This window comes from Paenimyroides ceti (genome assembly GCF_030409925.1).
Genome location: NZ_JAUFQU010000001.1, coordinates 1,011,204 through 1,034,008 on the forward strand (window position 1 = coordinate 1,011,204; position 22,805 = coordinate 1,034,008).

General features: G+C 35.1%; 18 protein-coding genes and 1 riboswitch. Of the genes, 13 read left to right on the forward strand and 5 right to left on the reverse strand.

The window, feature by feature from the left end; genetic code table 11:
- Positions 1 to 75: 75 nt before the first annotated feature.
- Positions 76 to 465, forward strand: a complete 390-nt coding sequence (locus QW060_RS04770) for a group III truncated hemoglobin (protein ID WP_290362511.1) — start codon at positions 76 to 78, stop codon at positions 463 to 465.
- A 15-nt stretch (positions 466 to 480) separates the two neighbouring features.
- Positions 481 to 1,446 (forward strand): 2-hydroxyacid dehydrogenase, encoded by a 966-nt coding sequence (locus QW060_RS04775; protein ID WP_290362512.1) that lies wholly within the window; start codon positions 481 to 483, stop codon positions 1,444 to 1,446.
- A 124-nt stretch (positions 1,447 to 1,570) separates the two neighbouring features.
- Here the strand turns inward: QW060_RS04775 and QW060_RS04780 are convergent, their stop codons facing one another.
- Positions 1,571 to 2,602: a YncE family protein gene (locus tag QW060_RS04780; protein ID WP_290362513.1), complete on the reverse strand. Its 1,032-nt coding sequence runs from the start codon at positions 2,600 to 2,602 to the stop codon at positions 1,571 to 1,573.
- Positions 2,603 to 2,607: 5 nt separating this feature from the next.
- Positions 2,608 to 4,452, reverse strand: coding sequence for a TonB-dependent receptor plug domain-containing protein (locus QW060_RS04785; protein WP_290362514.1), 1,845 nt, complete (start codon positions 4,450 to 4,452; stop codon positions 2,608 to 2,610).
- A gap of 30 nt (positions 4,453 to 4,482) precedes the next feature.
- Positions 4,483 to 4,682: riboswitch (cobalamin riboswitch) on the reverse strand.
- 95 nt (positions 4,683 to 4,777) lie between these two features.
- On the opposite strand from QW060_RS04785, the gene QW060_RS04790 reads away from it, so the two are divergent.
- From QW060_RS04790 to QW060_RS04830, 9 genes are all read left to right on the forward strand, one after another.
- Positions 4,778 to 5,914 (forward strand): ABC transporter substrate-binding protein, encoded by a 1,137-nt coding sequence (locus QW060_RS04790; RefSeq protein WP_290362515.1) that lies wholly within the window; start codon positions 4,778 to 4,780, stop codon positions 5,912 to 5,914.
- A complete protein-coding gene (locus QW060_RS04795; RefSeq protein WP_290362516.1) occupies positions 5,915 to 6,946 on the forward strand; it encodes an iron ABC transporter permease in 1,032 nt (343 codons plus the stop codon).
- 65 nt (positions 6,947 to 7,011) lie between these two features.
- The gene (gene tgt / locus QW060_RS04800; RefSeq protein WP_290362517.1) at positions 7,012 to 8,142 is read left to right on the forward strand and encodes a tRNA guanosine(34) transglycosylase Tgt; all 1,131 of its coding nucleotides are present in this window, start codon (positions 7,012 to 7,014) and stop codon (positions 8,140 to 8,142) included.
- A gap of 6 nt (positions 8,143 to 8,148) precedes the next feature.
- Positions 8,149 to 9,222, forward strand: a complete 1,074-nt coding sequence (locus tag QW060_RS04805; protein ID WP_290362518.1) for an LptF/LptG family permease — start codon at positions 8,149 to 8,151, stop codon at positions 9,220 to 9,222.
- Positions 9,209 to 10,096 carry a DMT family transporter gene (locus QW060_RS04810; RefSeq protein WP_290362519.1) on the forward strand — a complete coding sequence of 296 codons (888 nt, stop codon included), beginning with the start codon at positions 9,209 to 9,211 and terminating at the stop codon, positions 10,094 to 10,096. Before QW060_RS04805 ends, QW060_RS04810 begins: the two co-directional genes overlap by 14 nt.
- Before the next feature lie 48 nt (positions 10,097 to 10,144).
- Entirely contained in the window at positions 10,145 to 11,098 is a 954-nt protein-coding gene (locus QW060_RS04815) for an acetyl-CoA carboxylase carboxyltransferase subunit alpha (RefSeq protein ID WP_290362520.1), read from the forward strand.
- A 177-nt stretch (positions 11,099 to 11,275) separates the two neighbouring features.
- Positions 11,276 to 12,811: a replicative DNA helicase gene (gene dnaB, locus QW060_RS04820; protein WP_290362521.1), complete on the forward strand. Its 1,536-nt coding sequence runs from the start codon at positions 11,276 to 11,278 to the stop codon at positions 12,809 to 12,811.
- A gap of 11 nt (positions 12,812 to 12,822) precedes the next feature.
- Positions 12,823 to 13,629, forward strand: coding sequence for a LytR/AlgR family response regulator transcription factor (locus QW060_RS04825; protein WP_290362522.1), 807 nt, complete (start codon positions 12,823 to 12,825; stop codon positions 13,627 to 13,629).
- Positions 13,613 to 16,669 carry a sensor histidine kinase gene (locus QW060_RS04830; RefSeq protein WP_290362523.1) on the forward strand — a complete coding sequence of 1,019 codons (3,057 nt, stop codon included), beginning with the start codon at positions 13,613 to 13,615 and terminating at the stop codon, positions 16,667 to 16,669. Before QW060_RS04825 ends, QW060_RS04830 begins: the two co-directional genes overlap by 17 nt.
- A 257-nt stretch (positions 16,670 to 16,926) precedes the next feature.
- On the opposite strand, the gene lpdA is transcribed toward QW060_RS04830, so the two are convergent.
- The 3 genes from lpdA to truA form a co-directional block, all read right to left on the reverse strand.
- On the reverse strand, positions 16,927 to 18,318 hold the full coding sequence (lpdA, locus tag QW060_RS04835) for a dihydrolipoyl dehydrogenase (protein WP_290362524.1): 1,392 nt from the start codon (positions 18,316 to 18,318) through the stop codon (positions 16,927 to 16,929).
- A gap of 122 nt (positions 18,319 to 18,440) precedes the next feature.
- Positions 18,441 to 20,186 (reverse strand): ABC transporter ATP-binding protein, encoded by a 1,746-nt coding sequence (locus QW060_RS04840; RefSeq protein ID WP_290362525.1) that lies wholly within the window; start codon positions 20,184 to 20,186, stop codon positions 18,441 to 18,443.
- Entirely contained in the window at positions 20,179 to 20,919 is a 741-nt protein-coding gene (truA, locus tag QW060_RS04845) for a tRNA pseudouridine(38-40) synthase TruA (RefSeq protein ID WP_290364692.1), read from the reverse strand. The genes QW060_RS04840 and truA overlap by 8 nt, the downstream gene beginning before the upstream one ends.
- 125 nt (positions 20,920 to 21,044) lie before the next feature.
- On the opposite strand from truA, the gene QW060_RS04850 reads away from it, so the two are divergent.
- Both QW060_RS04850 and QW060_RS04855 read left to right on the forward strand, forming a co-directional pair.
- Positions 21,045 to 22,310, forward strand: coding sequence for a M64 family metallopeptidase (locus tag QW060_RS04850; protein WP_290362526.1), 1,266 nt, complete (start codon positions 21,045 to 21,047; stop codon positions 22,308 to 22,310).
- Positions 22,310 to 22,804 carry a metallophosphoesterase family protein gene (locus QW060_RS04855; protein ID WP_290362527.1) on the forward strand — a complete coding sequence of 165 codons (495 nt, stop codon included), beginning with the start codon at positions 22,310 to 22,312 and terminating at the stop codon, positions 22,802 to 22,804. The genes QW060_RS04850 and QW060_RS04855 overlap by 1 nt, the downstream gene beginning before the upstream one ends.
- The last annotated feature ends 1 nt before the right edge of the window (position 22,805 follow it).

The following is a 22,805-nucleotide window of genomic DNA, read 5'->3' on the forward strand; positions in this document are numbered from 1 at the left end:
ATTTGTCAAATAACTACAACACTATTTAATATAATGGCTAAAATTTATTATTTGTGTTAAATATAATTAAAAAAAATGAAAAAAGACATTCAAAATATAGAAGATGTAAAATTATTAGTGAATACTTTTTATGAAAAAGTTCAGCATGATGATTTAATCGGAACCATTTTTAATGAGAAGCTGGAAGACAGATGGCCGGAGCACCTTGAAAAGATGTATCAATTCTGGCAAACAATATTACTGGATGAACATACATATTCCGGAAGACCTTTTTCTCCACATGCCCATTTACCAGTAGAGGAAAAGCATTTTGCACGCTGGAAGCAACTGTTTTACAAAGTAGTGGACAGTCTTTTTGAAGGACCTGTTGCGGAAGAAGCTAAAAGGAGAGCTGATAAAATGGCCATTATGTTCCTTTCTAAGATAACTTATTTCAGAGATAACGGACTTTCACCCATTGTATAACCCTAAAATGAAGTTATGAAAATATTCATCAGTAAGAAAATTCCAAAAGCTGCAACAGATCTATTGAAACATCACGGACACATTGTTAGCATGTATGATAAAGAAGATGAAATCTCTGTGCAGGACCTTATTGACCAATGTCAAAAAAATGAAGCGTTATTATTCTCCGGCAAAAATAAATTGGATGCTGATTTTTTTAAATCCTGTAGTCATCTAAAGGCAATTGCTCTTATGAGCGTGGGATATGACAATGTAGGGGTAGATATAGCAGCAACTTATACTATTCCAGTAAGTAATACGCCCGGTGTATTGAGTAAAGCAACATCTGATATTGCTTTCCTGCTCATGCTTGCTGTATCGCGAAATGCTTTTATGATGCATCGTTTTATTGCCGATGATCAATGGAGCTTGGCTAACAGGTCTGAAAATCTGGGAATAGAATTATACGGAAAAACTTTGGGTATTTTCGGAATGGGCAGAATTGGGTATGAACTGGCGAAAAAAGCCAAAGGAGTTTATGATATGAATATTATTTATCACAGCAGAAGTCAAAAGCCGGAATTAGAAAAAGAACTCCACGCTATGTATGTAGATTTTGATAAATTGGTATGTGAAAGTGATGTTATATCAGTACACAGTAATCTTTCTGAAGAGACAGAAGGTATTTTTGACAGTGAAGTATTCCGGAAAATGAAAAATTCGGCTATTTTTATCAATACAGCAAGAGGTGGCATTCACAATGAAAAAGATCTGATAACTGCCTTAAAGCAACAACAGATATGGGGAGCAGGATTAGATGTTACAGATCCGGAGCCCATGCAGTCTGATAATCCTTTACTAAAAATGAGAAATGTAGCCGTATTACCCCATATAGGATCTGCTACTACAGAAACCAGAGAAGCTATGGCAATCATGGCTGCAGAAAATTTAATTGCAATTGCTGAAGGAAAGAAAATGCCTCAGCAGATTATTCCTGACTAATGCTTTTTGAGTAATGAATTATAATCAGAATGAAGGAAACTGTTAATAAAATTATTGTTTCAGGATCCATAATAATAAAAGGCAATGTATACACATTGCCTTTTATGATCTGAAATAAATCGTTTTAGTTTTTATAGAAACCATTTGGTCCTATTGCTCCTGTTGAAAACTGCTTTAACAAAGCACCGTTTAGGTCATAAATGCTTACAACACCGTTATCTGTAAAACCTTTGGCATCTGCACTGTAAACCTTATTATCAATAACATTAAATCCGTAGAAGGTAGAGAAACCATTTTCTTCAACCGATAACACTTTTGTTTCAGGAAAACTTGTCAGTTGCAAACTCGTTTTATAAACATTATTAGCACTTACAAAATAGAAGTTGTTATTGTCTATAACCGCATATCTCGCTGAAGTAACCGCATTAGAAGAAACTGTTTTAGAAACTGTTAATCCGGAGATCATGTGAATTTCAGACTTGGTAGCATCAGAAGTTACCGCATATACATTGCCTGAAGCATTATCAACAGCAAGTCCGTTCGAAGCATATTCAAAAGTAAGATCCGTAACATTCACATTGTCACTTAAAGAAATCACTTCTACAACTTTTTGCGAAGCATAGCTGTTGCTTTGTACATATACATAATTATTGTTTGCTACAATGTATTCCGGATCAGCATCTAACTCTACTGAAGTGATAAACTGATAATTGTCTGCATTGTAAATTGTTACTTTTTTTGAAGCACTGTTGGTAACATATATCTTGCTGTTTTTTACAACAATGCGTCTTGGTAAGGATAGCTCCTGAGTGATCTGAGCTACTTTTTGGAATGTATAGCGATTTACTACTTCTATCGTGTTCGAATTATTAACTACGATAAAAGCAAAGTCTTTATAAAAAGCCAATGACTGAGCAACATCTCCTATGAATTCACTATTGTTTGCTGTAGAGAAAATGCTGTTGTGCTGTACGCTTAAATCATTTGAAATATAAGAAGCATTAGCATTGCTGGACTGGAAATTCCCTTCGTTCAGAATAATCACTCCATTGGAATACGGTTTATCTCCCGTAGGAATACCGGTATTTACATTATCATCACTGCTACAAGAATATAGAAGTGCTACTAAACTAATTGATAATAAAACTTTTTTCATTTTTTTTAAAATTTTAAGATGTATTGAATTGTATAATTTCTTCCGGGCATTGGTCTGTTCAATGTATTTTCATACATTTTATCAGATGCATTTTTTATTTCAAAAGCAAACATTTGCTCATTCTTTTTTCCGAAACGGTAACTGACTTGTGTATTAAAAAGGGTATAAGGGTCTATTGCAGAGTTTTCATCATTACTGGTGGTGGTATATACTTTACCGTTCATAAGCCCCTGTAGTTGTAAGCTTAGATTTTTATAGCGATACTGTATACTACCCGTTATTTTATGAAAAGGCACATAGATCAATTGTTTTTCAGTTTCATTGTCTCTTGAATCTGTGTAAGCATATGTACCCTGAACATTAATATGATGGCTGCCAAAATGAAGGCGATATGCTGAAAATAATTCCACTCCTTTTACAGTTACTTTATTCGTATTGGAAGCTTGCCAGTATCCTTCATTAGTGGGCAGCCAGCGAATCATATCATTAATGAAGATGGCATATACATTTGCAGAAAACTGCCAGTTTTTCCAGTTTATTTCCTGAGAAAGATCAGCCTGATAACTGCTTTCAGGTTTCAGATTTTTATTTCCTCCGGGTTCCCAGTAAATATCGTTGAATGTAGGAATTCTGTAATTTTTGGAACCGTTTAGTTTGATCGTGTAATTTTCTATGGGGGATATATAAAAACCGGCAGAGTAGAGCAGAGGGTTTTCATAGGCTTTTGTAAACTCTTTTTTAATTCCGAGTTCATATCCGCTTTTCGTACTCAATGTATGTTTTAACAGCAGACCTGAAGATAAAATTTCCTGTTGCGCCTGAGCAAATCCGGATCCATTACCTTTACCTTTATTGTGTTGATAATCCATCAATAGGGAAACAACGATTTTTTCAGTGAGCTTGTAGTCCAGATCATATTTTATGATGTAGCTGTTTACCTCTCCACCTGAATGACGATCAGAAGGCAGATAGTCAAAGTAACGGTAGTTTTCATTGATATAGGCCAGCCTTACAATACTGTTTGTTTTTTGTGTAGTTGCTTTCCACTGCAACAGATTTCGTGCAGATTGATTTTGATATTTTGTCTTTATCTGATTGACCGAAATCAGAGAAAAATGGCGTTCATCATCGTAGATATGAGAGAAAAAACGTATGTCATGGGTACGATTGATACGGTAGCCGATTGAAGTGTTAATACTATTATTCCAATATTGGCCGTTCAGGTTTTTACGTTTTTGTTTCTCAATATCAAAATCATTATCACTTTCGTTTCTGTTGATGTTGATTTGAGTACTCCATTTATCATTTCCTGCAGAAAGATTATAATTGACGCGATAAGTATTGTAACTTCCGTAGGTTAGTTGCAATTCATTATCAAAATGATTACTGAATTTAAGTTCATTATTGAGATGAATCGTTCCTCCGATGGCACCAGAGCCGTATAAAACGCTTCCTCCTCCTGGCTTTATGCTGATATCATTATATTCTTTATAGGAAATAGAATTGAAGTCGGTTTGCCCTAATAAAAGAGAATTTATGCGCAACCCGTTCCATACAACGGATGTTTGCTGTGCTGTTGTTCCCCTGAAAGAGGGAGATGAAACCATTCCAAAACCATTTTCTTTAAAATAAATAGAGGAGTTAAAAAGCAATAAATCTGTAAGAGAGCCATTACTTGTCTTTACTACCGTGTCATTTATTTTACGTATTGTCTGTGACAGGTTATGCGTTCTTAATTTATCATCTGTAATGATAAGTTCTTCAAGTTCTGTATGCTGATTGTTTTCCTGTGCATAAGTATGGCATGCCAAAATGGAAAACAATAATGAAACGGACCATTTTTTATTCATCGATATTACCTTTTTTCCCGAAGGTCTTTTTTAATGGTTATATTTTAGGCAGGTCTCCTGGCTTTGCTACTTGTTTGCCTTCCCAATTGCTTAGTGGCGTTATCAGACAAGTATCTTACATATATAAGAAAATGCTTACAGTTGCGGGTACAGCACAGGATTTGAATATGATCTCACCTGTTTCCCTATTATCAAAAATGCGTTTTTTGACCTAAAAGTTGATGCAAATGTAAGGCATAATTACTCACCGACAAATAATAATTAAAAAATGATCTTTGGCAGTAAATGGTAAAATAAGCTACATTTGTAAAAAAAATACTACGGAATGACTTCAAGAATTTTAAAATTAACGGTATTTCTATCTCTATTCGTTTTCGTCTCTTGTAAGAAAGAAACTGAAAAGACTACTGTTTCAGCAGTAACAAATTCAGTTGAGTATGCCAAAGGGTTTCAACTTTATGAATACCCTGATTTTACGGTTTTAAAAGTAACGCAGCCATGGCAAGATGCAAAAGAAACGTTTACTTACGTATTGGCAAATGATCTCTCAAAAATTCCGGACAGTTTAAAAAAAGAGGTCAGTATTCAGATTCCGGTAAAAACAGCTGTAGTCACCTCCACTACACATATTCCTTCACTCGTTGCTTTGGGTGAAAGTGAAGCATTGGTTGGTTTTCCTCATTTGGAATACATTTCATCTGAAGTCATACGCAAAAATATTAATGCTGGTAAAATAAAGGAATTGAATGATAATGAGAGTGTTAATCTGGAGTTGACAATTGATTTGAATCCCGAGGTAATAGTAGCGCACAGTATGGAAGCCAACAATCAAAAAATCAAAAGTCTGGAAAACGCAGGTCTGAAAGTACTTTTAAACGGAGACTGGATAGAAACCACTCCTTTAGGCAAAGCAGAATGGATAAAATTCTTCGGAGTTTTGTTTGATAAGAATCAGGAAGCTGCTGTTTATTTTAATTCCATTGTTACCGATTACAATCAGGCAAAAGAACTTGTAAAAGATGTGAAAGAATTACCTGTTGTTTTCAGCGGATCCATGTATCAGGATGTATGGTATGCTCCACAGGGAGAAAGCTGGATGGCCTATTTTATTAAAGATGCCAAAGGACATTATTTGTGGTCAGATACCAAAGGAACCGGAAGTTTGTCACTGTCATTTGAAACCGTTTTAGACAAAGCACAAAATGCCGAGATATGGATCGGTCCGGGGCAGTTTACTTCTTATGAGGAGTTAAAGAATAATAATAAACACTATACGGAATTTAGTGCCTATAAAAACAGAAAAGTGTTTACTTATAGTGCTAAAAAAGGACCAACAGGTGGTGTGATTTTTTATGAAGAAGCTCCAAACCGTCCTGATCTGATTCTTAAAGACCTGATTTTTATTCTGCATCCGGAGAAATTATCTGAATATACACCTTATTTTATAGAGGCATTACAATAAATGAGACTGATAAACCAGCATAAATTTCTTTTTTGTGTACTCGGCGCAATGCTGGTGGTGGCTTTTGTAGTGAATCTCAGTATTGGCTCCCTTCATATTCCCTTTGCTCAAATTATTGATATTCTTTTGGGTAAAGGAGCTGAAAAAGTAAGTTGGGAATATATTATACTCAATTACAGACTTCCTAAAGCATTAACTGCCATAATGGTAGGGCTTTCTTTGTCGGTTTGCGGTATGCTTATGCAGACACTTTTTCGCAATCCAATGGCAGAATCGTATGTATTAGGACTTAGTTCCGGAGCCAGTCTCGGAGTAGCCATAATTATTTTAGGAGCCGGTTTTTTACCTTTATTTATAAAACAATATCTTGTTTCTGCCTATGCAGTAGTCATTGCTTCCGTAATGGGAAGTCTTATTGTACTTATTGTTGTGTTGTTGGTTTCAAGAAAAGTAAAAGACAGTATGACGTTGCTTATCATAGGTCTTATGTTTGCCAGTTTTACCGGAGCAATTGTTGGTGTATTATCCTATTTTTCTACAGCAGAAGAGCTTCAGAAGTATACCTTTTGGGCATTGGGTAGTTTAGGCAATCAGTCATGGAGCAACATCGCCATTCTTTTCGGTAGTATTTTAACCGGAGCTATACTGAGCTTTCTGAGTTTAAAGACACTTAATGCCTTATTGCTGGGTGAAAATTATGCACGTAGTATGGGAATCAATATTAAAAAATCAAGATATATCATCATTATTGCTACAGGAATACTATCGGGTGCATGTACTGCTTTTGTTGGTCCTGTTGCTTTTGTAGGATTGGCAGTTCCTCATATCAGTCGTATGCTTTTTAAAACCAGTAATCATTTTATATTGTTTTTTGCGAACTGTTTTTTAGGTGCTTTGGTATTGCTGATATGTGACAGTCTGTGTCAGCTTCCGGGTGAAGCTTTCTTATTGCCTATTAACGCTGTGACATCAATGGCTGGAGCTCCTGTAGTTATCTGGCTTCTTATCAATAGAAAAAGCATACGCGTATAAATATTGTATAAAAAATAGGCACAGAATGTATATTGAATTATATTTGCAAATTGTAATTTACATCTATGAAATTCGACCTTTTAAAGAAAGATCCCTTATCAAAAGCGCGTGCCGGATCTATTACTACAGATCACGGAATTATTGAAACTCCTATTTTTATGCCGGTGGGAACAGTGGCATCGGTAAAAGGAGTTCATCAAAGAGAATTAAAAGATGATATCAATCCTGATATTATTCTTGGAAATACCTACCATTTATATTTAAGACCTAAAACAGAAATCCTTGAAAAGGCCGGAGGTCTGCATAAATTTATGAATTGGGATAGAAATATTCTTACCGATTCAGGAGGTTTTCAGGTATATTCGCTTTCAGGACGTCGTAAGATTAAGGAAGAAGGCGTGAAATTTAAATCACATATTGATGGATCCTACCATTTCTTTTCTCCTGAAAATGTAATGGAAATCCAGCGTACTATCGGAGCCGATATTATCATGGCATTTGATGAATGTACTCCTTATCCTTGTGATTACCGTTATGCAAAACGTTCCATGCACATGACCCACCGCTGGTTAGACAGATGTGTTAGCCATCTGGAAAAAGTGCCTGCTAAATATGGTTTTGAGCAAACTTTGTTTCCTATTGTTCAGGGGTCAACATACAAAGACCTCAGAGCACAATCGGCTGAATACATTGCCGGTGTAGGTGCGGCAGGTAATGCCATCGGAGGTTTGTCTGTAGGAGAACCTGCAGAGGAAATGTATGCAATGACAGAAGTAGTAACGGCAATTTTACCGGAAGATAAACCGAGATATTTAATGGGAGTAGGAACACCTATAAACATTTTAGAAAATATTGCTCTTGGAATTGATATGTTTGATTGTGTAATGCCTACAAGAAACGCACGTAACGGAATGCTGTTTACTGCGAACGGTACCATTAATATCAAGAATAAAAAATGGGAAGATGATTTCTCACCTATTGACGAAATGGGACATACATGGGTAGATTTGGATTATTCCAAAGCCTATTTACGCCATTTATTTGTTGCAGATGAATATTTGGGTAAACAAATTGCAACCATACATAATTTAGGTTTTTATATGTGGCTTGTAAGAGAAGCAAGAACACAGATTTTAGCCGGAACATTTTATGCATGGAAAGAAAAAATGGTTAAACAAATGGCAACACGTTTATAATTCCGGATGAAAATCATTGATTGGTACATATTAAAGCGCTATTTGGGCACTTTTACAGTAATGATCTTACTGTTTATACCTATTGGTATTGTGATTGATATTTCTGAGAAGATTAATAAAATCTTAGAAAATAACATTGCACTAAAACATGTACTAAACTATTATCTGGATTTTACCATCTATTTTGCCAATATGCTGTTTCCGATATTTCTGTTTATTTCTGTCATCTGGTTTACATCCAAGCTGGCAAACAATACAGAAATCGTTGCAATATTAAGTTCAGGTATTTCGTATTTTCGTTTTTTGCGGCCGTATATAGTTGGTGCTACTATTATCTCGATTTTTGCTTTAATAATGGGAGTTTTTGTAGTGCCAAAAGCCAGTCTCGGATATAATGATTTTCGGTATAAATATTTAAAAAGAACCGAGATACGGGCAACACAAAATGTATATAAACAGATTAGTGAAAACGAATACATTTATGTAAGCAATTTCAATTATAATGACAAAACAGGGTTTAATTTTACTCTGGAAAAGTTTGATAAAACGGTTTTACAATACAAAATTAAAGCTACGCGTATCATTTATAATGAAGACACGAAAGATTATACTTTGATGAACTATGAGAAACGTACCGTCGGAGCTCTGGATGATAAGATAGAAAAGGCAGATCGGAAAGTAATTGATTTTGATTTTGAAATTGATGATTTGACGCCTACTATATACGCGGCAGAGACCATGTCGTTGAAAGAATTAAATAAATTTATTGAAAAGGAAACCCTTCGGGGATCTTCAAATATCAATGCGTACCTGGTTGTTAAATACCGTAAATACAGTATTCCGGTATCGGCATTTATCCTCACCATTATCGCTGTTGCAGTATCTTCTATGAAACGAAGAGGAGGAATGGGAATCAATCTTGCATTGGGGATTGCACTTGCGTTTATCTATATCTTTTTTGATAAAATTTTCGGAACACTTGCAGAAGCTTCGAGTATGAATCCGTTGCTGGCAGTATGGATACCCAATGTCGCTTTCGGAATTTTAGCCGTTTATTTATTGAATAATGCCAAAAGATAATTTTAAAAATCAACTACATCTCCATTTTATTGTTTTAATCTGGGGATTTACGGCTATTTTGGGAGAATTAATTTCTCTGAGCGCATTGCCACTGGTATGGACACGGATACTTATTGCTGTTACATGTGTACTGCTTTTTCTAAAGATAACGGGCAGATCTCTAAAATACTCTGTTAAAACCATAGCCTTATTTATGGTGTGTGGGTTTGTGATTGCCATACATTGGTTCACTTTTTTTTATGCTATTAAAATATCCAATATATCCATAACTCTGGCATGTATTTCTACCGGAGCTTTTTTTACATCGATTTTGGAGCCTATTTTTTATAAAAGAAAAGTGATCTGGTATGAAGTATTTTTGGGTTGTATGGTAGTTACGGGGTTATTACTGATTTTTAGCTTTGAAACCCAATACGTAGAAGGTATTATTGTAGCGCTTACATCAGCTGCTTTATCCGCTTCTTTTTCCATTATCAACGGAAAATTGGCTAAAAAATACGATTCACTACCACTTAGTTTTTATGAATTATTGGGGGGATTGGTTTTTCTGACAGGGTGTATGTTTTTTATCGGAGGTTTTTCTGAGCAGAATTTCAGTTTTCAAGGGTATGACTGGCTATGGCTTCTCTTGTTAGGATCTGTTTGTACGGCCTATCCATTTATCGCTACTATAAACATCATGCGATATCTTTCTCCCTATACCGTCATGCTGAGCATCAATCTTGAGCCGATATACGGCATCATTCTCGCAGTAATTATTTTTAAAGATCAGGAAAAGATGACACCTGCATTTTACTTAGGTGCTATGATAATATTATCCACTGTTTTACTGAATGCATATTTTAAAAATCGCAAAAAAGTACAGATTATTTAATGAAACCTTTATATTTGTACCCTGCAAATAAAATTAAACGATACAAAAATGGAATATTTAGATTTTGAACTTCCAATCAAAGAGTTGACAGAACAGTTAGATAAATGTTCGCTAATCGGACAGGAATCTGATGTCGATGTGTCTGATACTTGTAAGAATATCGAAAAAAAGCTTGAACAAACTAAAAAAGACATATACGGAAATTTAACGGCATGGCAGCGCGTGCAATTATCACGTCATCCAAACCGTCCGTACACCATGGATTACATCAAAGCACTATGCGGAGATACATTTTTAGAGCTTTTTGGTGACAGAGGAGTAAAAGACGACAAAGCAATGGTAGGTGGATTGGGGAAAATCGGAGATCAGTCGTTTATGTTTATTGGTCAGCAAAAAGGATTTAATACCAAAACGCGCCAGTACAGAAATTTTGGTATGGCCAACCCGGAAGGATACAGAAAAGCTTTACGTTTGATGCGCATGGCAGAAAAATTCGGAATTCCGGTGGTTACGCTTGTTGATACTCCAGGTGCTTATCCTGGACTTGAAGCTGAAGAAAGAGGACAAGGTGAGGCAATTGCCCGTAATATTCTTGAAATGTTTAACCTACAGGTGCCGATTATCACTGTAATTGTTGGAGAAGGTGCTTCTGGAGGTGCTTTGGGAATAGGAGTGGGGGACCGTGTATTTATGTTAGAAAATACCTGGTATTCTGTAATTTCACCTGAATCCTGTTCTTCTATCTTATGGAGAAGTTGGGAATATAAAGAAACAGCAGCAGAAGCTTTAAAACTAACTTCTATCGATATGAAGAAAAATAAACTCATAGACGATATTATTCAGGAACCATTAGGCGGAGCACATTATGATCGTGAAAAAACGTTTGAATCGGTTCGCAAAACTATTGTTAAAGCATATAGCGAATTAAGTAAAAAAGATATTGACAAACTCATAGAAGAACGTATTGAAAAATATACCTCAATGGGTGAGTTTAAAGAATAATTCTGTTAAACTTCAGAAAACTTAAATCCGCTTTTCAAGCGGATTTTTTTATGGAACCGATCGGTTTCTATAATGCGTTCATTTTCACTACTTATTAACAATAAGGCAAGTTTTATTAACAAAAATTAGTGCATAACTTAACAGCCCAACTTCATAAAAATGGAGTAAATTCGCAATATGGAAAAGCAACACGTAACATTAACTTCAAATAAAAATAACGTAAATAACATTATTTCGTTAGAGAAAGGAAAACTCCCTCCACAAGCTGTAGACCTGGAAGAAGCGGTGTTGGGTGCAATGATGATTGATAAAAAGGGAATTGATGAGGTAATTGACATATTGTCTCCGGATGCTTTTTATAAGGAAGCACACCGTCATATATTTGAGGCTATTGATCAATTATTTGTTGGAAATCAACCAATTGACTTATTAACAGTTTCTACACAGTTAAGAAAAAACGGAAAACTGGATCTTGTTGGAGGTGATTTTTATCTGATCAGCCTTACGCAGAAGATTTCTTCTTCAGCCCACATTGAGTTTCACTCACGCATTATTCTACAGAAATTCATACAGCGAAGCCTGATAAAAATATCAAATGAAATTATTGAAGACTCGTATGATGAAACAACAGATGTTTTTGATCTGTTGGATAAAGCAGAGTCAAAACTATATGAAGTAACTCAGGGAAACATTAAAAAGAGTTCTGAAACCGCTCAGTCTTTAGTTGCTCAGGCAAAAAAACGGATTCAGGATATTGGAAGTAAAGAAGGATTATCAGGATTGCCTACCGGATTTCATAAACTGGATACTCTTACATCAGGATGGCAACCATCAGATTTGATTATTATTGCTGCACGTCCTGGTATGGGTAAAACCGCTTTTGTCCTTTCTATGGCCAGAAATATTGCAATTGATGCAAATCAGGGAGTTGCTTTGTTTTCTTTAGAGATGTCGTCAGTACAGCTAATAACCCGTTTGATTTCATCTGAAACAGCTTTGAGCTCAGAAAAACTACGAACAGGAAAATTAGAACAGCATGAATGGGAACAGCTCAATGTGAAAGTAAAAGATCTTGAAAAGGCTCCATTATTTATTGATGATACCCCGTCGCTCTCTATTTTTGACTTACGTGCAAAAGCCCGTCGTTTAAAATCACAGTACAACATCCAGCTGATTATTATTGACTACTTACAGTTGATGACAGCAGGGGGAAGCGGAAAAGGAGGCGGTAACCGGGAGCAGGAAATCTCGACAATTTCACGTAACCTAAAGGCATTGGCAAAAGAGCTTGAAGTACCTGTTATTGCGCTTTCACAGTTGTCCCGTGCCGTTGAAACGCGTGGAACGTCTAAACGTCCGCTTTTATCTGATTTACGTGAATCAGGAGCTATTGAGCAGGATGCGGATATTGTATCGTTTATTTATCGCCCTGAATATTATAAAATTGATCAGTGGGATGATGAAGAAGCAGGACCTACTGAAGGACAGGCAGAGTTCATCATTGCCAAGCACAGAAATGGTGGATTGGATAATATCCGCCTTAAATTCTTAGGTAAGTTTGGTAAGTTTGATAATCTTGAAGACGGATTTATGTCTTTTGATGAGTTACCATCCCGAATGAATGTAGAAGACCAAAACATTACCCGAAATCTCCCATCCGGAGATGCTATTTTCGGTAGTTCATTTCAAGATGATAATGACGTACCGTTCTAAAATAAAACGGCATGAAAATAAACCAAAAGTTAACCGCAGTTATTATTGATGATGAGCGTCATGCAAGAGAATTTCTGAATAAAATCATTTTAAGGGTTTTTCCGGATCATTTTCAAAAAATTGTAATTACGGATTCTGTACAAAATGGGGTAGTGCTCATAAACGAATGCAGACCTGATATTGTTTTTCTTGATATAGACATGCCCGATGAAAATGGATTTGAGCTGTTCAAAAAGTTTAATAGTGTAAACTTTGAGGTAGTGTTTACTACTGCGCATCAAAACTTTATTATGGAAGCTGTAAATACGTATGGCTGTCTCGGCTATCTGATGAAACCTATTGATCAGGACGATCTTAGAGTAATTATAGATCGGTTTGAAAACAAAATGCTGCAAAAACAGGCTACAGTTCTGACGGATAATGCTGTAAAAGGAAATGAAGTTTTGGTAGAAGATGCTAACGAGCGTTCTGAAATAGCCAAAAAAAATGATCTGCTATTTTTTTCGGGTCAACATGAGGTCAATATTGTGAAAATTTCAGATATTATTTATTGCCGTGCCAGTGACAGTTATTGCGAGTTTTATACCATGAATAAAAATTTCACTGTCAGTAAACCCTTAAAAGAGATTGAAAAAATAATCAATGATGATATTTTTTTTCGCGTACATAGATCCTATCTTGTCAATATGAATTATGTAAGCTCTTATGATAAGAAATTATCCGTTTTAAAATTGTTGGTTCATCCTCAAACAGGAGAAAATAAAATTCCCGTTGCAGATACCGGACATAAAAAAATTATAAGTGAAATTTCTTCTTAAATTTCTGTGTGTTTTTTTACTCAGTATATATGGATTTTCTCAGGAAACGTTTGAGAAAAAATACCTAACTAAAAATTATACTGCTTTAGACGGACTTCCTTCTAATGAAGTCCGATCTCTCTTTCGGGATACAAGAGGAATCCTGTGGATAGGTACCAAATCCGGGATTTCTACTAAATATTTTGGTAAAATAACCTTATTTCAACCAGCTGTTGATCTCGAATTCAGTAACGTATTAGATATTACGAGCGATTCTGCTAAGAATATATGGTTTGCCAGTTATGGTCAGGGAATATTATTTTATGACGGTACAAAAGCCGTACGCTATACTAAAAAAGACGGTTTATTATCCAATTACACAACCGCTTTGTTTTCTTTTGGTGAATATATATATGCCGGTTCAAAAAAAGGCTTTTCACGTATTCATACCAAAACATTTAAAATTCAAAATTTCAGGGTGGACCATTCTTCGGAAGAAGATTTAGTCATTACGGATTTTTTCACTCATAAAGGCAACCTTTATTTTACTACTAAGAGAAACGGAGTATATTCATTTATCAATGACAGAATTATTGAAGTAAATAATTTAAAAGATATTTACAGAACATTTATCACTAATGATACTATTTATGTTTCCAGAGAAAACAATATTGAAGTATATAAAACAATATCTTTTCTGAATAAACAATTGCCCTTATATTCTTTGCCTTCGAAACAGGTATGGGACTTTTATAAGACCAAGAAAGATCATATTATCTATGCGGCTTCAAATGCAGTTTCACAAAATGATGGCGGCATAAAAGTTATTGAAGGAAAAAAAATTACGGATAAAACCAGCCATTTTGATATGGCTGACTTTAAGGTTTTTGCTCTTGAGTTTGATGAGACAAATAAAGTTCTTATGATTGGCTCACAGAACAACGGTTTGTATCAGGTATATTTAAACAACAAAGCAGAATATTATCCTTATAAAAAACGAAATATTATTGATTTCCACCATGTAAAAGGACGTATGTACATCATGCATTCAGAAGGATTATCTGTTATGGGGTATAATGATGATTTTGGTGATCTGAAACTGGAAGATTTTAAACGCTTTCAACAAAAAAAATACAGAAAATGGCTGCCTTTATTAAAATCTAATACATGCTTTCAGAAGATTGACACGGATATTCAGGCAAAAAATATCTTGTTTTATAAATCTATGCTGGTTAACAATCAGCTGTGGATCAGTTCAAATATCGGTGTGTTTCAATTGGATAACAGCGGACTTTTAGAAAATTACTACCCGATTCTCACCAATCAGTTTACCCTGTTTCAAGGGCAGTTTATTGCAACAACTTCTGATGGTGGTATACAGATTTTTACTGATATTGAAACACTCACCTATAAAAATTTTTCATGTAAAAGGAATTCAGATGTTCCAAAAAATGTTGTAAATATTGTCCAGAATGAAAATACAGTTCTTTTTGCTTCTGCTACAGACGGTTTATTTAAATATGAAAACGGAGTATTTTATTCCTTTTATAAGCATACAGCTTTTACAGAACAGCGACTTAAAAAAATTGTATATATAGACGAAAACCGATTTTTGGTAGCAACTGAATTTAATAAACTCTTTTTTATAGAAAAAAAAGGAGAAGTATATAAAGTGGTAAAAAGCAGATTTTCTGAAAAGATTAAAGGAAATTCCATAGATCTATTGGCATATTATCAGGGTAAAGTATTAGTAGGAACCAATTACGGACTGAATATTTTTAATGACAAAACTACCCGTTTGATCGATAAGGATCAGGGATTTTTTAACAGTATAATTACTTCTTATTACCTCGAAAGCAACTATATAATTGTAGGTACTACAGAAGGTTTTTTTGCGATAGATTTGACAGATGTAGCAACACAAAATCATTTCAGCGATAACCTCAGGATTTCTGGCATCACTATCCAGGGAAAACCTTATACAAAAGATTTTTGCTGGGGAGTATTTAAAGAAAAAACATTACAGCTTTCCTATCAGGAAAACTCAATCGATTTAGGATTTTTAATCGGTAAAGTAGAATATCCTGAGAAACTAAGTTTCCGCTATCGTTTAAAACCAAATGAAGAGTGGAGTCCTTATTTTACAGATCCTTCTATAAAACTAAGTTATATTGAGCCGGATGAATATCAGGTAGAGATTGAAGTAAATAATCTGGATACAGGATATATAGAAATTGTACAGCCCTTAACCATTATCATCAATCCGCCTTTTTATAAGACATGGAAATTCTTATTCGCGGTATTTGTATTTTCTTCTTTGCTGGTCTTTTTATTGCTTCGTTATAGAATTTCTGTACTAAAAAAGAAACATAGAAAAGAACAGGAACTGCAAGAGTATAATAATGCACAGAAGCTGAAAACGATACAGTTAGAAAGACGTATTACAAACACGAAACTCGAAGCATTGAGAAGTCAGATGAATCCGCATTTTATTTTTAATGTGCTCAATTCTCTTCAAAATTATATTATTGATAATGATGTAGATAACGCTTTATATTTCTTGAGCAAATTCTCGAAATTAACACGAGAGACACTGAATTTTTCTACCCTTCAATTCATTACGCTTAAAGAAGATCTGGATTTCATTAAACTGTATATAGATGTAGAAAATATGCGTCTGGATTATCCGGTTTCTCTGCATATAAAGAAGAATCTTGACTTTAATGAAAACGATTTGATGGTACCCCCTATGATTATGCAGCCTATTGTTGAAAACTGTATAAAGCATGCATTTACCAGACAAATTACACAACCCGTTATCGAAATTTCAGTGGAAATGCTTTTCTCAAAACTTGTCATTCGTATTAAAGATAATGGTATTGGATATGTAAACCAGAAAAAAGAAAATTACCATGAATCAAAAGGAATTGCTATGGTTAAAGAACGTCTTAATCTTCTTCACAATGAAAAGGGCACTTATTATACAGCGGAGTCATCTGAAAAGGGAACCGTAATCACTTTGATTTTACCCATAGAAATAGCATTCACTAAACAAAAGTAGGGTTTCACCCCCGAAAAACCCATTTTCGCTAAATTGAGAAAAAAATGTTCTGACTTTAGAACAAAAAAAATTAAATTGCAATATATTTGTTGAGTAAGATTAATATTTTTTTGAAAGAAAAGAAAAGTTAATTTTAATTAATTCTCTATGAATTTTATTTGTTGTTTAAAAAGTCCGCTTTAAGTGGACTTTTTTATTTACCTATAATAAAAAAGGCAGAACTTATTGTTCTGCCTTATTCTTTTATATTTTTCTTGTTATAAGTGGATTACTTCACCATAAGCATCAGCTACAGCTTCCATTACAGCCTCACTCATAGTAGGGTGTGGATGCACTGCTTTAAGAATCTCATGACCAGTCGTTTCGAGTTTACGGGCAACTACTGCTTCTGCAATCATATCCGTAACACCTGCGCCAATCATATGACAACCCAGCCATTCGCCATATTTTGCATCAAAAATTACTTTTACAAAACCATCAGGAGTACCGGCTGCTTTCGCTTTTCCTGAAGCAGAAAAAGGAAATTTACCAACTTTAATTTCATAACCTGCCTCTTTTGCTTTTTTCTCTGTTAATCCTACAGATGCGATTTCAGGAGTTGCATAAGTACATCCTGGAATATTTCCATAATCTAAAGGTTCAACATGTAATCCTGCCAATTTTTCAACACATAATATTCCTTCTGCAGAAGCTACGTGAGCTAATGCCTGACCAGGAGAAACATCACCTATTGCATAATAACCCGGAATATTGGTTTGGTAAAAATCATTTACTAAAATCTTATCTTTATCAGTAGCAATTCCTACTTCTTCCAATCCGATATTTTCGATGTTAGATTTAATTCCAACAGCAGAAAGTACGATGTCTGCTTCAAGTACTTCTTCTCCTTTAGCTGTTTTTACAGTTGCTTTTACACCGTCTCCGGTAGTATCAACTTTTTCAACTGAAGAATTAGTCATGATCTTAATTCCTGCTTTTTTCAAAGAGCGTTCGAACTGTTTTGAGATGTCTTCATCTTCTACAGGTACTATATTCGGCATGAATTCAACGATAGTAACTTCAGTTCCCATTGAATTATAAAAATGAGCAAACTCAACTCCAATCGCACCGGAACCAACGACAATCATTTTTTTAGGTTGTACCGGTAATGTCATTGCCTGGCGGTATCCGATTACTTTTTTACCATCTTGAGGTAAGTTTGGCAATTCACGTGAACGTGCTCCGGTAGCAATAATAATGTGATCTGCGCTATATTCAGTTACTTTACCATCTTTGTCTGTAACATCAATCTTTTTACCTGGTTTAATTTTTCCAAAACCGTCGATAACTTCGATTTTATTTTTTTTCATCAGAAATTGAACCCCTTTGCTCATACCTTCTGCTACGCCTCTTGAACGTGAAATTACGGCATTAAAATCCTTATCTACTTCTCCGTTTATGGTTAGTCCGTAATCCGATGCATGCTTCAGATAATCAAAAACCTGAGCAGATTTTAGTAAGGCTTTTGTAGGAATACATCCCCAGTTTAAGCAAATCCCACCTAAATTTTCTTTTTCTATAACGGCAACTTTAAAGCCTAATTGTGACGCACGAATAGCTGTTACATAACCTCCGGGACCACTACCTAATACTATAATATCGAATTTCATATATCTATTTTTCTGATAATATTTTCAGTCGACTAAAATAAGCAATTATTTTGTTTGCTGAAAGATTGATAATTAAAACTTGTTTTTTTTATTTTTAATTGCTGTAAAATTATTTTTATTCATTATTCTACGGCATATTGAGAATCATACAGATTTTTATAATATCCGTTTTCAATGGTCAACAACTCTTGGTGCGAACCTTTTTCTACAATTTTACCTTTATCCATTACAATGATAACATCAGCATTTACTATCGTAGCCAGACGATGGGCAATAACAATAGAAGTTCTGTCTTTTGTAAGAATTTCAGTTGCCTGCTGAATAAGTTCTTCCGAGTAGGTATCCACTGAAGAAGTTGCCTCGTCTAAAATAAGAATACTCGGATTGCTCATATACGCACGTAGGAAAGCAATTAACTGCCGTTGACCAGAAGAAAGCATAATACCACGCTCTTTTACATTATAATCATATCCGTTAGGGAGGCTTTCTATAAAGGAGTTAATACCAATTTTTTTAGCGGCTTCAATTACCTGTTCTTTTGTCAATTCAGGGTCATTAAGTGTAATATTGTTAAGAATGGTATCGCTGAATAAGAAAACATCCTGCAAAACTACAGCTATTTGTTTGCGCAGACTTTCTAAAGTAAAATCATTAATATTGGTGCCGTCAATGGTAATAGTACCTTCCGATATTTCATAAAATCGACTCAAAAGATTAATGATAGTAGATTTTCCGGCACCTGAAGAGCCTACAATAGCGACGGTCTGCCCTGATTTTACTTCTAAATCAATCCCTTTCAAAACTTCAACCCCGTCAATATAGCTAAAATGTACATTCTGCAGTGAAATATTGCCTTCAAATTTTGGAGCGGTTATCTGACCGTTTTCCTGTATAAGATCATTCCGATCCATAATTTCGAAAACCCTGTCAGCAGCTACAATACCCATTTGCATAACATTGAATTTATCCGCAATCTGACGCAAAGGGTTAAAAAGCATAGAGATCATCATGGTATAAGCAAATAAGTCTCCTGTCGTGGTAATATTATCTCCGCCAATGATGCTAAAACCTCCATAGATAATAACGCAACCCAACGTAACTGAAGATACAATATCAGCTATTGGAAAGAAAATAGAGTTATAGAGAATATTTTTCTGCCACGCATCATTATGCTTTTTATTGATTTCTTCAAATTTTTTATATTCCAATTCTTCTCTTGTGAACAGTTGTAGAATCTTAATACCTGTAATGCGTTCCTGTACAAAAGTATTGAGGTTGGCAATCTGGGCGCGTACTTCTTCAAAGGCCACTTTCATGTGTTTTTGAAAAACACGCGTAGCATATAGCAGTATGGGCATAGCAGCCAACACAATAATCGTAAGTTTCCAGTTCATATAGGCCATAATGCCCAAAACAACAACCATTTTAAGTACATCACCAATGATCATAAACAATCCCTGACTAAAAATGCTGGCGATAGATTCGATATCGGAGACATTTCGCGTAATCAGCTTTCCTACGGGTTCATTATCGAAATATTTCAATTTGAAACGGGTCATTTTGTCAAACAATTCTTCCCGTATGTCTTTAATAATATTTTGTCCCAGCCAATTGGCGATATAAGTAAAGGAAAACTGCGAACCGACCTCTAAAACCAATACAAGAAACATCAACAGTATATAAAACAGCAAACCCTGATTGTCTTTAGTCTCAATGTATTTGTCTACAACTTCTTTGAGCATATAGGGGCGAACGGCAGCAAAAACCGATAAAGTAATCACACTGATCACCACCCAATACATTTTGGTTTTGTAGGGTTGTGCATAATGCATTACTTTTTTTAATGTACTTGTTTTAAGTTTACTCATTTATATACGGATACTTGACTTTAGTTAAATATAAGCCGTGTGCCGGGACTGAAAATCCAGCCTTGCTGCGGTTTTTACTTTCAATAATATTTCTTAATTCGTCTACTTCAATTTTTCCTGTGCCGATATTAATCAGAGTACCTACAATTGCTCTTACCATATTTCTCAAAAAACGGTTGGCAGAGATGGTAAACATTATTTTATTACCCTCCTGAGTCCAGTAGGCTTCAGTAATCGAACAGTTAAAAGTAAAAACATCGGTGTGGACTTTTGAAAAGCATTCAAAATCTTCATATTCCAATAAAATTTTAGCTGCCTGATTCATTTTAGCAATGTCGAGATCCCTAAAATGATACCAGCTCAGATCTTTGCTAAACACATCTTTTTGAGTGTGTATAAGATACTCATAGGTTCGGGCAGAGGCATCAAAGCGTGCATGCGCTTCATCATGCATTCTTTTGACAGAAAAAACAGCAATGTCTTCCGGCAGAAAGGAATTTAGTTTTTTGACAAGCAGTGTATCATCAAATGATGTCTCAGTGTCAAAATGGGCATACATCTGAGCAGCATGAACTCCGGCATCTGTTCTTCCGGCACCAACAATCTCAAACGTATCATGCAGCAAGAGATTCAATGCTTTTGTAAGTACTTCCTGTACAGAAATAGCATTGGGTTGCGATTGCCAACCGTGATAATGGGTACCTTTATAAGCAAATTCTATAAAATATCTCAATTTGAATTTTCTAAAATCAATGCAAATATACGGCAATTTCACGAGAGCATTTTTATAAATATAAATACCTTCAGGTTAAAAAACATTGGTTTTTGTTTTCTATTTTTGTAATTAAACTTGAAATAATGAGATTCCTATTCATTTTAGTAGCATTTATTGGTAGTCTTGGTGCTTTTTCTCAATCGTTTGCTGATTATTTTGAAAATAAAACACTTCGTTTAGATTATACTTTCGAAGGAGATCATATCCATCAAACAGCTGCTTTGGAGGCTATGAAAATGATTCCGGAATGGAACGGAAGGAAGGTAAATCCTGAACAAGTATTGCTGCAGGGAAACGGCCAGATACAGATGTATGATGCAGCTACAAATCGGCTCATTTATGTAGAAAGTTACAGCACCTTATTTCAGGAATGGACTACTCTTGAGGTGGCTAAAAAGACACAGAAGAAGTTTGAAAATGTATTTCTGGTTCCTTTTCCCAAACAAAAAGTGAACATAAAGATAGTCTTCTTTGATAAAGCCAATACTGCGCATGTTTTACTCAATCATACTGTTGATCCTAAAGACACTAATATTCAAAAAGAGCCAAAGAAAAATGAAATAGAGACCATAATAATACATAAGAGTTCACATCCTAATCCTATAAAAATTGCCGTTGTTGCAGAAGGATATTCGAAGAAAGAAATGAAAACGTTTAAAAGAAAAGCCAATGCATTTGTCAGACAGCTCTTCAAACATTCGGCTTTCAAAAAATATCAGGAACGATTTCAGGTTATTGCCGTGATGCCGGTTTCAATAGACAGTGGCATCACAACTCCGCGCAAACAGGAATGGAAAAATACAGCTTTACAAGCCAGCTTTGATACGTTTGATATGGATCGATATCTTACCATTCAACACGTAAGAGAGATGCATAATGTACTCGAAGGAATACCTTATCATCATATTGTAGTACTGGCAAATTCCGAAGTATATGGTGGGGGAGGTATTTACAACAGTTATGCTGTTATGTCTGCACAAATTAAAAAGTTTGCCAGGGTTACAGTACATGAATTCGGACATAGTTTTGCAGGATTGGCAGATGAATATTTTTACCCGTCTGATCACTTACAGCAAACTACAAAAAACAATTTTGAACCCTGGGAACAAAATATTACCAGTCTGGCTAATTTTGAGACAAAGTGGAAACGTTTTTTGAAAAAAGACACTCCAATTCCCACTACTTATACAGAAAAAAACAGACCTTTAGGTGTCTATGAAGGATTAAAAGGAAACGGAATTTACATACCGGGTCAGGTATGCCGTATGAAAACCAACGGTGCAAAAGATTTTTGTACAGTTTGCAGCCATGCAATAGAGCAACTTATTTTATTTTATACAGAAGAATAGTGAAAAAAATTCTTTTACTTTCGGATACGCACAGTCATATAGATGATCGTATTCTCAATTATGTACATCAGGCAGATGAAGTTTGGCATGCCGGTGATATCGGTGATTTGAAAGTGACCGATACTTTAAAAAAGCTCAAACCCTTACGTGCCGTCTATGGTAATATTGATGATCATGAAGCCCGTTTAGAGTTTCCACTCAATAACCGCTTTATGTGCGAGGGAATGGATGTTTGGATTACCCATATTGGCGGTTATCCCGGAAAATATAACATAGCTATCCGGGAAGAACTAAAAGAAAATCCACCCCAGTTATTTATCTGTGGTCATTCCCATATATTAAAAGTTCAGTTTGATAAAGCGTTGAATTGTCTACATATGAATCCTGGAGCAGCAGGTATATATGGTTTTCATCAAATACGCACAATGCTGCGGTTTGAAATTGATAAAGGAAAGATTCAACAATTAGAAGTAATAGAATTAGGTAAAAGATAAA